Annotated in this window: 14 protein-coding genes; 12 read left to right on the top strand and 2 right to left on the bottom strand. The window is 73.2% G+C overall.

What is annotated here, in order from left to right; genetic code table 11:
• Positions 1 to 14: 14 nt before the first annotated feature.
• From ACWER9_RS21420 to ACWER9_RS21395, 6 genes are all read left to right on the top strand, one after another.
• Complete coding sequence (locus ACWER9_RS21420) at positions 15 to 1,823, top strand: ABC transporter ATP-binding protein (protein WP_452303506.1); 1,809 nt, start codon at positions 15 to 17, stop codon at positions 1,821 to 1,823.
• Between the two features lie 76 nt (positions 1,824 to 1,899).
• On the top strand, positions 1,900 to 4,191 hold the full coding sequence (gene secA2, locus ACWER9_RS21415; protein WP_452303505.1) for an accessory Sec system translocase SecA2: 2,292 nt from the start codon (positions 1,900 to 1,902) through the stop codon (positions 4,189 to 4,191).
• Positions 4,192 to 4,372: 181 nt separating this feature from the next.
• A complete protein-coding gene (locus ACWER9_RS21410; protein ID WP_452303504.1) occupies positions 4,373 to 5,113 on the top strand; it encodes a GAF and ANTAR domain-containing protein in 741 nt (246 codons plus the stop codon).
• Positions 5,114 to 5,522: 409 nt separating this feature from the next.
• Positions 5,523 to 6,008: a DUF2231 domain-containing protein gene (locus tag ACWER9_RS21405; RefSeq protein ID WP_452303503.1), complete on the top strand. Its 486-nt coding sequence runs from the start codon at positions 5,523 to 5,525 to the stop codon at positions 6,006 to 6,008.
• Positions 6,009 to 6,036: 28 nt separating this feature from the next.
• Positions 6,037 to 6,231 (top strand): DNA-binding protein, encoded by a 195-nt coding sequence (locus ACWER9_RS21400; RefSeq protein ID WP_452303502.1) that lies wholly within the window; start codon positions 6,037 to 6,039, stop codon positions 6,229 to 6,231.
• A 76-nt stretch (positions 6,232 to 6,307) separates the two neighbouring features.
• Positions 6,308 to 7,066, top strand: coding sequence for a class I SAM-dependent methyltransferase (locus ACWER9_RS21395; protein WP_452303501.1), 759 nt, complete (start codon positions 6,308 to 6,310; stop codon positions 7,064 to 7,066).
• Between the two features lie 152 nt (positions 7,067 to 7,218).
• Here the strand turns inward: ACWER9_RS21395 and ACWER9_RS21390 are convergent, their stop codons facing one another.
• Both ACWER9_RS21390 and ACWER9_RS21385 read right to left on the bottom strand, forming a co-directional pair.
• Positions 7,219 to 8,169: a DUF3500 domain-containing protein gene (locus ACWER9_RS21390; protein ID WP_452303500.1), complete on the bottom strand. Its 951-nt coding sequence runs from the start codon at positions 8,167 to 8,169 to the stop codon at positions 7,219 to 7,221.
• Between the two features lie 32 nt (positions 8,170 to 8,201).
• The gene (locus ACWER9_RS21385) at positions 8,202 to 8,549 is read right to left on the bottom strand and encodes an ankyrin repeat domain-containing protein (RefSeq protein ID WP_452303532.1); all 348 of its coding nucleotides are present in this window, start codon (positions 8,547 to 8,549) and stop codon (positions 8,202 to 8,204) included.
• A gap of 199 nt (positions 8,550 to 8,748) precedes the next feature.
• Here ACWER9_RS21385 and ACWER9_RS21380 point away from each other — a divergent pair, with 199 nt between their 5' ends.
• From ACWER9_RS21380 to ACWER9_RS21355, 6 genes are all read left to right on the top strand, one after another.
• Entirely contained in the window at positions 8,749 to 9,204 is a 456-nt protein-coding gene (locus ACWER9_RS21380) for a cysteine dioxygenase (RefSeq protein WP_452303499.1), read from the top strand.
• 41 nt (positions 9,205 to 9,245) lie between these two features.
• Complete coding sequence (locus ACWER9_RS21375) at positions 9,246 to 9,734, top strand: rhodanese-like domain-containing protein (RefSeq protein WP_452303498.1); 489 nt, start codon at positions 9,246 to 9,248, stop codon at positions 9,732 to 9,734.
• Positions 9,735 to 9,784: 50 nt separating this feature from the next.
• Positions 9,785 to 10,333, top strand: coding sequence for a winged helix-turn-helix domain-containing protein (locus tag ACWER9_RS21370; protein ID WP_452303497.1), 549 nt, complete (start codon positions 9,785 to 9,787; stop codon positions 10,331 to 10,333).
• Positions 10,334 to 10,580: 247 nt separating this feature from the next.
• Entirely contained in the window at positions 10,581 to 11,186 is a 606-nt protein-coding gene (locus ACWER9_RS21365; RefSeq protein ID WP_452303496.1) for a winged helix-turn-helix domain-containing protein, read from the top strand.
• Positions 11,187 to 11,228: 42 nt separating this feature from the next.
• The gene (locus tag ACWER9_RS21360; RefSeq protein ID WP_452303495.1) at positions 11,229 to 11,891 is read left to right on the top strand and encodes a uridine kinase; all 663 of its coding nucleotides are present in this window, start codon (positions 11,229 to 11,231) and stop codon (positions 11,889 to 11,891) included.
• Between the two features lie 164 nt (positions 11,892 to 12,055).
• Positions 12,056 to 12,454 (top strand): TraR/DksA family transcriptional regulator, encoded by a 399-nt coding sequence (locus ACWER9_RS21355; RefSeq protein WP_452303494.1) that lies wholly within the window; start codon positions 12,056 to 12,058, stop codon positions 12,452 to 12,454.
• Positions 12,455 to 12,471: the final 17 nt, after the last annotated feature.

Below are 12,471 nucleotides of genomic sequence, written 5' to 3'. Positions count from 1 at the left end.
CTACCGTTCCCGGCATGAGCACCCTGCGGGACCGGCCGACCCCCGGCGACACCTCGACCGGCCGACCGGACGGCGACAGTCCCGGGGGCCGCCCGGTCGGCCTGGCCGCGCTGCTGCCGTACCTGCGGGAGCACCGCGGCACCCTGGTCGTGGTGGGCGCGCTGTCGCTTGCCGGCGCGGCGGCGTCGCTGGCGCAGCCGCTGCTCACCCGGTCGGTGCTCGACCGGATCGGCGCGCAGCAGTCGGTGGCCGGGCTGGTGGCGGTGCTGGTGGTCCTCGTGCTGATCGCCGCGGCGATCAGCGGGCTGCGCGACTACCTGCTGCAACGCACCGCCGAGGGGTTGGTGTTGGGCACCCGCCGCCGGCTCGCCGGTCACCTGCTGCGGCTACCCATCGCCGAGTACGACAGTCGACGCACCGGCGACCTGCTCTCCCGGGTCGGCTCGGACACCACGCTGCTGCGGGCGGTCGTCACCTCCGGGCTCTTCGAGACGGTCACCGGGGCGGTGACGGTGGTCGGCGCCGGCACGGCCATGGTGCTGCTCGACCCGCTGCTCTTCGGCGTCACCCTGCTCGGCGTGGCGCTCGGGCTCGGCTTCGCGCTCACCTTCGTCCGCCGGGTGCGGGCGCTGGCCCGCGCCGCCCAGGAGCGGATCGGCGAGATGACCTCGGCCGTGGAGCGGTCCATCTCGGCGGCCCGGACCATCCGGGCCAGCCGTGCCGAGGCGCGGGAGACGCAGACCGTCACCGGCAGCGCTCGGGAGGCGTACGCGGCGGGGCTGCGGGTGGCCCGGGTGCAGGCGGTGGTCGGCCCGATCGGCTCGGTCACCGTGCAGGGCGCGTTCCTGCTGGTGCTCGGCATCGGCGGGGCGCGGGTCGCGGCTGGGGCGATCTCCGTCGGCGACCTGGTCGCGTTCGTCATGTACCTGTTCCTCCTGGCGCTGCCGCTGGGCCAGGTGCTGCGGGCGTACACCCAGTTGCAGTCCGGTCTGGGGGCCCTCCAGCGGATCGAGGAGATCCTCGCCGTACCCGCGGAGGGCGCGGACGACCGGCCGGCGTCCACCGCCACGACGGCGACCCCGCGTCGCCCGACCCCGATGATCGAGTTCGACCGGGTGGGCTTCGGCTACCCGGGCGGCGAGCCGGTGCTGCACGAGGTCAGCTTCGCGGTCCCGGCCGGCACCCGGACCGCCCTGGTCGGTCCCTCCGGCGCCGGGAAGTCCACTCTGCTGGCCCTGGTCGAGCGTTTCTACGAGGTGGGCGCCGGCGCGGTCCGACTCGACGGCACCGACGTACGGGACCTGCCCCGCGACGCGCTGCGAGCCCGGCTCGGCTACGTCGAGCAGGAGGCCCCCGTGCTCGCCGGCACGCTGCGGGAGAACCTGCTGATCACCACCCCGGACGCCACCGACGACCGGCTGCGCGAGGTCCTCGACGAGGTCAACCTCGGCCACCTGCCGCAGCGCACCGCGCAGGGCCTCGACGTGCAGGTGGGGGAGGGCGGCGTCCTGCTCTCCGGCGGTGAACGCCAGCGACTGGCCATCGCCCGCGCGCTGCTCGCCGGCCCGCCGGTGCTGCTGCTCGACGAACCGACGAGTAACCTGGACTCCCGCAACGAGGTGGCGCTGCGTCGCGCCATCGACGCGGTGGCCGTCCGCCGGACGCTGTTGATCGTGGCGCACCGGCTCGCCACCGTGGTCGACGCCGACCAGATCGTCGTCCTCGACGGTGGCCGGGTGGTGGCCGTGGGCACCCACGCCGAACTGACCGCCACCGACCCGCTCTACCGCGAACTCGCCAGTCACCAACTGCTGGTCGGCTGACCGATGCTCGATCGCGGCGAACTTGCCGGGCGACCGGGCCGCGCACGCCGGCCAGAATCGCGTACCGTTGCCGCTCATGGGTGTGTCGCAACGGTTCAAGAGCAAGTTCCGGCGGTTCCTCCAGCGCCCCGGCTCGACCGTGGATCTTGCTCCGCTGGAGAAGCTGCTCCCGGCCATCGAGGCGCGCGAGGCTGACCTCGCCGCACTCGACGACGCCGAGCTGACCGAGGCCGCAGGCGCCGCCGCCGGTTACGAGGAGATCTGCGCCGTCGGCCGCGAGGCCGCCCGCCGCGGCCTCGACCAGCGGCCGTACGACGTGCAGCTGCTCGGCGCGATGTCGCTGCTCTCCGGCAAGGTCGCCGAGATGGCCACCGGTGAGGGCAAGACACTTACCGCCACGATCGCCGCGTACGGGCACGTCCGTCTCGGCAACGGCCCGGTGCACGTGCTCACCATCAACGACTACCTGGCCCGCCGTGACGCCCAGTGGATGGAGCCGGTCTACACCCTGCTCGGCCTCACCGTCGGCTGGGTCAACGAGGCCTCCAGCCCGCAGGAGCGGCGCGACGCGTACGCCTGCGACGTCACCTACGTCTCGGTCAGCGAGGCGGGCTTCGACTACCTGCGCGACCAGCTGGTCACCGACGTGGAAGACCGGGTGCAACCCGCGCTGAGCACCGCCATCGTCGACGAGGCCGACTCGATCATGATCGACGAGGCCCGGGTGCCGATGGTCCTGGCCGGCGCGGTGCCGGGCGAGCAGGACCCGGTGCACGCCGCCGCCGGGCTGGTCCGTGGCCTGCGCAAGGGCAAGCACTACACGGTCGCGGAGGACGGGCGCAGCGTGGCGTTCACCTCCGCCGGCCTGGCAGCCATCGAGTCCAAGCTCGGCATCGACCTGTACGACGAGGAGCACGTCGAGCAGCTCTCCGCGGTCAACGTGGCGCTGCACGCGCACGCCCTGCTGCACCGTGACGTGGACTACATCGTCCGGGACGGCACCGTCGAGCTTGTCGACGAGATGCGCGGCCGGGTGGCCCAGCGCCGCCGCTGGCCGGACGGTCTCCAGGCCGCCGTCGAGGCCAAGGAGGGGCTGGACGCCACCGCCGAGGGCGAGGTGCTCGGCACCATCGCCATGCAGGCGTACATCGCGCTCTACCCGAAGGTGTGCGGGATGACCGCCACCGCGGTGCTCGTCGGCGACCAGCTGCGGGAGTTCTTCAGCCTCGAGGTCGCGGTGATCCCGCCGAACACCCCGTGCATCCGCGAGGACGAGCCGGACCGCATCTACGCCACCCGAGCGGAGAAGGACGAGGCGCTCGTCGACGAGATCCAGCGCGCGCACGCCAAGGGGCGGCCGGTGCTGGTCGGCACCCTGGACGTCAAGGAGTCCGAGGGGCTGGCCGCCGGGCTGAACGCCGCCGGGGTGCCCTGCGTCGTGCTGAACGCCAAGAACGACGACGAGGAGGCGGCGATCATCGCCGAGGCCGGCGCGTACGGCGCGGTCACCGTCTCCACCCAGATGGCCGGCCGGGGTGTCGACATCCGGCTGGGCGGCAGCGACCAGAGCGACCAGGAGCGGGTCGCCGAGCTGGGCGGGCTCTACGTGATCGGCAGCGGCCGGCACGACAGCCGCCGGGTGGACGACCAACTGCGCGGTCGGGCCGGCCGGCAGGGCGACCCGGGCGGCTCGGTCTTCTTCGTCAGCCTGGAGGACGACCTCGTCGTCCGGCACGCCGCCGACTCGGTGCCGGCCTCGCCCCGGATGAACGCCGACGGCCTGGTCACCGACGATCAGGTCGACTACGCGGTGGAGCACGCCCAGCGGGTCGCCGAGGGCGTCAACCACGAGATCCACCGCAACACCTGGCGCTACAGCGTGGTCATCGAGCAGCAGCGCAAGGCCCTCGCCGCACGGCGGGAGCGGCTGCTGACAAGTGACGTGGCAGCGGTGATGCTGCTCGAGAAGGAGCCCGAGAAGGCCGGCGAGATGGACGAGGACCTGCTCGCCCGCGCCGCCCGGTCGATCGCGCTCTACCACCTGGACCGGCTCTGGGCCGAGCACCTGGCCGAGCTGTCCGAGGTCCGCGAGGGCGTGCACCTGCGTGCGCTGGGCCGGCTCGACCCGCTCGACGAGTTCCACCGGGCCGCGGTGCCGGCGTTCAACGACCTGATTCCGGAGATCGAGGCCCGCACCATCGCCACCTTCAACGAGACCGAATTCGATGAGGATTGGCAGCCCGACGACGGTACTCTGGTCCGGCCCACCGCCACCTGGACGTACCTGGTGCACGACAACCCGTTCGGTTCCGAGCTCGACCGTCTGATCGCGTCGATCGGGCGGCGACTGAGCGGCGCCGCCCGCTGACGTACCGCCCGTCGGGGTCCCGGCCGCGCCTTCGCGGGCGACCGGGGCCCCGATTTACGCCGTTTCGACCCAGGTTTCGCAGGGTAGTAGGGCTGGTCGGTCAAGTCGGGAGAGAGCAGACGATGACACAGGTGACAATCCTTGCCGAGCAGGTGCGCGACGGCACGGGGGCTGCGAACAGGTGAACCTCGACACGCAGGAACCAGCGGTGCAGACCCTCGGCGTCCTGGAAACAGCCGCGCTGTTGCGGGAGCTGACCGCCGGGCTGATCGCCTTGACCGACTTCGATCAGGCGCTACTGGCCCTGGTCCGGGTCACCCGGGACGCCGTCGTCGGGGTGCGGTGGTGCGGGTTCACCGCCCTGCGCGCCGGTGAGCCGGCCGGGGTGGCCGCCTCCGACGAGGGACTGGCCGGGCTGGACGACCTGCGACACGGGCCGGACTCGCCGGCGATGAGCGCGATCCGCCGCCGCGAGATGATCCTCGCCGCCGACCTGGCCGGTGAGCCCCGCTGGCCGGCCTGGACGCCGCGCGCCCGCGACCTCGGCGTACGCGGTGTGATCTCCGCGCCGGTCGACATCGACGATCAGGTGATCGGCGCGATCAACCTGTACGCCGCCGCGCCGGACCTGTTGACCCCGCAACACCAGTTGACCGCGATGCTGCTCGCCGAACACGCCGGCCTGCTGCTCGCCGCCGTCCGCGACCGGAGCCGGCAGCTCGCCGTCGCCGGCGAACGGGACGCCTCGCTCCTGCACGACGGGGTGGTGGGCCAGGCCGTCGGCGTGATCATGACCCAGCGAGGTTGCGCACCGGCCGAGGCCCTCGACGTGCTGCGGACCGCCGCCGCGTCGTTGGACATCCCGCTCCGCGAGGTGGCCGAGCGACTGGTCCGGACCGTCTCCCGCCAGCGCGACAACTGACCACCCCGCCTCCGCGTCCGCGCGGTGCGCCGTGTCCGCGCGGCCTCCGTTTCGCGCGGCCTCCGTTTCGCGCGGCCTCCGTGTTCGCGCGGCCTCCGTGTTCGCGCGGCCTCCGTGTTCGCGCGGTCTCCGTGTTCGCGCGGTGCGCCTGCGGTGATCGACTCGCGTTTCGTGAAAGCGGGGTATCCGGGCCAGTGGGACGGCCCGGTTTCCTGAAAGCCGAGTGGATCAGTCCGGATGGCGGGGTGTCCCGGCCGCCTGGATGGCGCGGTTACCTGAAACGCGAGTGGATCAGGGCGGGTGGTGTCCGTTCGTCCGGCCAGCGGCGAGTCGGGCGGCACTGTTTCGCCTTGAGCGGCCTCGGGTAGCACTCTGGTCAGGTGAGCTGCGCCGACCCGGGGGAGGACCGATGCAGAGCCGGCTGAGGGTGCAGGGGCACCCGATCCAACCGATGCTTGTGACGTTCCCACTCGGGCTCTTCGTCAGCGCCACCGTCTTCGACCTCACCGACGTCATCGGCGGGCCTGCGTTCCTCGGCGAGGTCGGCTACTGGACCGGCGTCGCCGCCCTGGTCGCCGCCGCACTGACCGCCGTGGCCGGGATGGTCGACCTGTGGGACGTGCCGGTTGACCGCACCCGGCGTACCGCTGTCGCCTTCAACCTGGTGAACGCGGTGATGGCCGCGATGTTCCTGCTCACCTGCCTGGTCCGGTCGCACTCTCCGCAACGCGGGGCGTCGGTCGCGATGCTGGTGACCGAGCTGGTCGCGCTGGCCGTCGGCGGGGTCGGCGTGCACCTGGGCGCCCGGCTGATGCGTCAGTTCGACAATGCTCGCGCCGAGACCGGCGGGCTGGACGCGCTCGCCGGCTCCACCGGCGAGATCGCCCGCCCCTGACCGGCCCTGCTCGGCCTACCATCCTCGGATGACCTCCTCTCTGGACACGCTTCCGAAGATCGGTGCGCCCGCCACCCGAGCCCTGAACGGCGCCGGTTACACCGCGCTGCGTCAGCTCGCCGGCGTCCCCCGGGCGGACCTGGCCAAGCTGCACGGCATGGGCCCGAGGGCGCTCGGAATCCTCCAGGCCGCCCTCGAGGAGCACGACCTCGGCCTCGGCTGAGATCGTCGCGGGCACCCTGACGGGGCGGCGGCAAATCGGTTGCCGGTCGGGTGGTCCGGCCGCGAGGCTGACCGCCATGACCGCTGACCGTGACGCCGAGGACCTGATCGCGGAGGCCGCCGCCGCACCCGTCGATGGTTGGGGCTTCGGCTGGCTCGCCGGCCGGGCCAGCGAGGAGCGTCCACCCTGGGGGTACGCCCGGCTCGTCGCCGACCGGATGGCACACGCCCACGCGGCACTGGACGTGGACACCGGAGGCGGGGAGGTGCTCGCCGAGGTGCCGCGTCCACCGAAGCTGCTGACCGCCACCGAGGCGTGGCCGCCGAACATCGAGGTCGCCCGACGGACCCTCCGTCGGGTAGGCGCATCGGTGGTGGCGGTCGCACCGGACGGGCCGCTGCCGTTCCGCGACGCCTCGTTCGACCTGGTGGTCAGTCGGCACCCGGTGCGTACCGACTGGGTGCAGACGGCGCGGGTGCTACGGCCCGGCGGGACGTTCCTCTCGCAGCAGATCGGGGCGGGCACCATGCGGGAGCTGAGCGAGGCGATTCTCGGACCGTTGCCGCCGCCCACCCAGCGGCACCCCGAGCACGCAGCAGCCGCCGCCGAAGCCGCCGGCCTGCGGGTGGTCGACCTGCGTCGGGCCACCCTGCGGGCGACCTTCGCCGACATCGGCGCGGTGGTCTGGTTCCTGCGCAAGGTGGTCTGGACGGTGCCCGGCTTCACGGTCGAGAGCTACCGTGCACCACTGCACGCCCTCCACCGCCGCATTGCCAAAGAGGGCCCCTTCGTGACCCACGCCCAACGCTTCCTCATCGAAACCACCCGCCCCTGACCCCGGGGGGCATGCGCCGATCTTGCACTTTCCGTCGCCGCAAAAGCGACCTAATAGGTCATACCAACCACCGAAACTGCAAGATCGACGAGAGGGGGAGCGGGAGCGGGAGCGGGAGCGGGGCGGGGGCGCGGGGGCGGGGGCTAGAGGGGTTAGTGGGGGTGGGTTTGGTGGTGGGTTGCTAGGACGTCGGCGCCGAAGTCGCTTGCGGGGCGGCGTAGCACGGTGTGCGCGTGGTTGCCGTCGGCGCTGGTGTTGTCGTACTCGATCAGCAGGTCGTCGCTCTGCACCCGGTAGTAGTGCCGTCGCCCGGGGTGGGTCGGGCCGGCCCAGGCGAAGTGCAGCTCGCCGCCGTCGATGCGTCTCGCCTCGCGGATGGCCAGCTCGGGCGGCAGCCGGTCGAGGTAGAGGGCGACCACCTGGTCGAGCAGCGCGCGGCCGGTCGGGCCCAGTTGCGCCGCCGGTACGCCGAGTGGCTCCAGCGGGGCGTCGACCTGCCCACGGGTGGCGCTGATGATGTCTGCCGGCGCCTCGTCGGCGATGATCGCGGCGGCCCGTTCGGCCGGGCCCAGCGTGTCGAGTAGGGCGCGGGCCAGGTCCTCCTCGACGCCGAGTGGGCGCGAGACAGGTCGACCGGCGTAGCGGACCGCGGCCGGGTTGGCGCCGAAGAAGATCGGCGCGGGGGAGACCTGGCCGTCCACCACCGTCATACTCACCGACAGGTGGTGCCCTTCGATCCGCCACGCCCAGCGGTCGTCGCGCCCGGGGTCGCCGAACACGGCCACCCAGTAGTCGGCGCTGTGCCGCCCGCGCTGCCAGCCCTCGGCCCGGTCCAACACCTCCTCCAGCGAGATGATCGCCATCGCCTGGGCGTACGCCGGGGGGCTGAGCGCGGTGGCCAGCAGCCGGTGCGCGGCCTTGCGGGCGGTGACGTCGAGCTCGGCGAGGCAGACGCCCGGTCGGGGTCGGGGGCGGTACTCCAGCCAGCGTCGGGCGGCCTCGTCGTCGAAGGAGTGCACGGCATTCGCGCGGGCGGCGGGGTCGAGCGCGGTCAGCAGCGCGGTGCCGGCGGCCCGCATCTGTTCCGGCAGAGGATCTTCCACCGACCCTGTATACCGGCCGGCCCGCGTCGGTGTTAGCCGACGCGCAGCAGCTGCGTCATCTCCGGCAGGTCGAAGAACTGGGCGGTCTCGACGGCCGACGGGTTGCCGTGTGCCGGGTCCGCGCCGGCGGCCAGGAGCGCGCGGACCGCTTCGGTGCTGCTGCGGAAGACCGCAGCGGCCAACGCGGTCTGGCCCCGGTCGTTGGCCCGGGCGTGGTCGGCGCCGCGGTCGAGCAGGGCGGCCACCGTGTCCGGGCGGGCGTGGTACGCGGCCAGGATGAGCAGCGTGTCGCCCTTGTCGTTGGTGAGGTTGACCGGCAGGCCGGCGTCGAGCTGGGCCGCCAGCTCCTCGGTGGAGCCGGCGCGGGCCAGGTCGAACATCCGGTGCGCGAACGCCAGCGTCTCGGCGTCGAGGTCCTCGGTCACCGGTCCAGGCTAGCCGTGGCGGGCCGGCGGTGCCGCGCTCGTCGACCCGGAACGGCTGACCCGCGTCCCAACAGACGGAATTACCTACTAAACCTATAGGCTTTGCCGTCTAGAGTACGAGAGCACCCCGCCGAACGACCCGCGAGGAACCGCCATGACGCACCACCGTCCGGAGCCCGACCTGCTCACCGTTGCCGCCGGGTGGGCCGACCCGGCCGGCTGGCCGGTCGCGCTGCGCTTCGATCCCGCCGAGCGCTGGTACGCCCGCCTCGCCGTCACCGACGAGCACGAGGTGTGGGCGTTGAGCTGGCTGCCCGGGCAGGGCACCGACCTGCACGACCACGGCGGCTCCTCCGGCGCGTTCCGGGTCGTCAGCGGCGCGCTCACCGAGGAGACGGTCAGCGCCGGCCGGCTGCGCCCCCGACTGCTGCCCGCCGGTGTGGGCCGCCGCTTCGGCCCCCGGCACGTGCACCAGGTGACCAACCGGGGTACGGACCCGGCGGTCAGCGTGCACGTCTACCGGCCGGCGCTGCTGCGGATGACCCGCTACCACCTCGTGGACGGCCGGCTGCGGGTCGCCGAGGTCGCTGAGGCCGGCCGGTCCTGGTAGTCGCGCGTACCGAGATCCCCTGTCACCGGAAGGAACCCGAGATGCAGATAACCGCCGAGCACTGTCCCACCCCCGTGCCGCCACCGGGCTCCCGGGGCATCGACGAGATCCTGGCCGCCGCGCGGGCCCGGCTGCGCCGGTTGGAGCCGGAGCGGGCGCACCTGGCGTACCGGACCGGGGCGCTGCTCGTCGACATCCGCCCGGCCGCGCAGCGGGCCGCGCACGGCGTGGTGCCGGGCTCGCTCATCGTCGAGCGCAACGTGCTGGAGTGGCGCTTCGACCCACGCTGCCCGGCCCGGCTGCCGCAGGCCGTCGACTACGACGTGCCGGTGATGATCCTCTGCCAGGAGGGCTACACCTCGTCGTTGGCCGCCGCCGCGTTGCAGGACGTCGGCCTGCACCGGGCCACCGATGTGGTCGGTGGCTTCGCGGCCTGGCGCATCGCCGGCCTGCCCGCCCTCGGCCCGACCCCACTACACCATCCCTCACCCCTCGCGTCCCCGGTCAACGCCGGCTGGGCGCGCCGCTGACCGTCACGCCACACCCGGCGTGGCGGGCGTACCGCCACTCAGGAGGCACCATGTCCGTCGTCGCCATCCCCACGCGCCGCCACCCGGGGGTGCGCCCGGCGCGTCCGCGTACCGGCCCGACCCTGACCATCACCCTCGACCTCGCCCCGGGGCCGCTGAGCCCCCGGCTGGCCCGGCTGGTGCAGCTGCTCGGCGAACTGGCCGAGTCGGGGGAGGGTCAGTTGCGCGCCGTGGAGGAGACCCCGTCGGGGCCGCGCCCGGCCCCGCTCCCCGCCACCGCCGAGCCGTCCGCCCCGGCGGATCACGTCCGCATCCTGGCGGGCTCGCGGATGGTGCGCCAGGGCGACCGGGTCATCGCGCTGACCCGCATCGAGTACGAGCTGCTGCTGTTCCTGGCCGAGCGGCCCCGTCGGGTCTTCACGCGACTGCAACTGCTCTCCAGCGTCTGGGGCTACGAGCACGCGGTGGCCCGGACGGTGGACGTGCACGTTCGCCGGCTGCGCGCCAAGCTGGCCGACTCGGAGGTGGTCACCACCGTCTACGGGGTCGGTTACCGGCTTGCCGACGAGGCCTCGATCAGCGTGGATCACAGCAGCTGAGCGCTGGTCCGGCGGCGATGTGACCGGCCTGGTGACCGGTCGGGGACCCCCGTACCGGGGCATCTCGACGACTCTGCTGTAATCATCAGGCCTCGTACGCAGAGCGAGCATCTGGCTCCGATGTGTTCGTCAATTGTCACATTCATGCAACGCAGCCGCCTCTTGACCCTCGCCCAGGCGCCGGGAAGCATCGATGAAGCGGCGTCCCGGGCCGTGGGGAGATACCCGGACCAGCCCAAGGAGGACCATGTCGGTCAGCCCCGCCTCGTCGCGCGCCGGATGGCATACGTCCCAACCCGCGGTGCCCGGTCGACCTCCCGGCGGCCAGCGACGCCCGGCGAACACCGCCGCGCCCGTGCTCACCGTGACGCTGTCCATCCCGCTGGCCTGTGAGGAGTCGCTGACCCCGGCGGCGCGTCGGCTGTTGGAGGCCGCTCGCGAGATGCTGGAGCGGGGCGAAGGTGTGATCATCGGGTCGGTCCCGACCGAACGCCGGCCCGACCCGGCGCCCGCCAGTCGGTCACCGGCGCGCCCGATCAGCTCGACCATCCCGGCCCTGCACATCCTCGCCTCGTCGCGGTCGGTGCTGCGCGACGAGGAGCCGTTGCCGCTGACCAGGCTGGAGTTCGACCTGCTGCTGCACCTGGTCGCGCACCCGCGCCGGGTGTTCACCCGGCTGCAACTGCTCAACGCCGTCTGGGGCTACGAACACGCCGGCGTGCGCACCGTCGACGTGCACGTGCGCCGGTTGCGCGGCAAGGTCGGCGTGGACGTCCCGCTCGTCACCACCGTCTACGGGGTGGGCTACCGGCTTGCCGACGACGCCCGGGTCACCATCGACCGCACCGGCTGACCGCCGGCGCCGGCCCGCCCGGCCCGGGGCAGGATGGGTCAGGTGCGCATCCGTCCCATCTCGCCCGACCTGCTCGTCACCGAGCTGACCGGCCGGCTGGCCGACGCGGCGACCCAGGCCGCGACGTCCACCACCGGGCCCGCCCGGCTGCGGGTGGCGCTGGACGGCGCCCCGGCTGCCGGTGCCGACGAACTGGCCGCCGCGCTCGTCGACCCGCTGCGCGCCCAGGGTCGCCCGGTGCTGCACGTCCGCAGCACCGACTTCCTCCGCCCCGCGTCGCTGCGCTACGAGCTGGGCCGCACCAACCCGGACTCCTTCTACGAGGCCTGGGTCGACGATGCCGGGCTACGCCGGGAGGTACTCGACCCGGCCGGTCCGGGCGGCACCGGCCGGCTCCTCCCGTCGCTCTGGGACGCCGACGCCGACCGGGCCAGCCGCGCCCGCTACGTCGACCTCGCACCCGGCGGCGTCGTCCTGGTCAGCGGCTCACTGCTGCTCGGCGGCGGCCTGCCCTTCGACGTCACCGTCCACCTGGAGCTGTCCCCGGCGGCGCTGCGCCGCCGGACCGCCCCCGCCCACCAGTGGGCGTTGCCGGCCTTCGACAGGTACGCCGAGGAGGTCGTCCCGGCGAGCTTCGCCGACGTGGTGGTACGCGTCGACGACCCCCGTCGACCAGCGCTCGTGGAGCCCGGCGAAAACGGCTGAGAACACCCGAGAAATTGTCGGTTTGCATCGCTGATCCGGCGGGTACTCGCCCGGCTCACAGAGCGCGGGTGATCGCCCGCGTACCGAACGCGACCGTGACCGGGGCTCCGCGCCGCCGGCACCCGGTTCACCGTGAGCCACAGGCTTAGGAAAGGCAGGCAGCGATGCTCGTCCACGACACGGTCGGTACGACCCGGTCCCAGACGGAGATCGACCAGATCCGTCAGTCGCTCCAGGCGCGCTACGACGAGCTGACCACGGAGTACGACCAGGCGCTGCTGCAGAGCCAGGTGCTGCGGCTGGTCGAGGTCGGCGACACGGCCGGCGACGACCAGGCCGACAGCGGCACCAAGACGGCCGAGCGGGACACCGCCCAGTCGCTGCTGCGCACCATCCTCGACCGCCGCGCCCAGTACGAGCACGCCCTCGGCCGGCTCGAGGAGGGCACCTACGGCTGGTGCGAGGGCTGCTCGGCGGCGATCCCGGTGGAGCGGTTGGAGATCTTCCCGTCCGCCACCACCTGCGTGACGTGCAAGCAGACCCGCGAGCGGCGGGCGGCCTGAGCCACCCCAGCGGTTGC

Source organism: Micromonospora sp. NPDC003944, assembly GCF_053605225.1.
The sequence above is the reverse complement of the archived record's forward strand: the minus strand, read 5'-3'. Positions and strand labels throughout refer to the sequence as shown.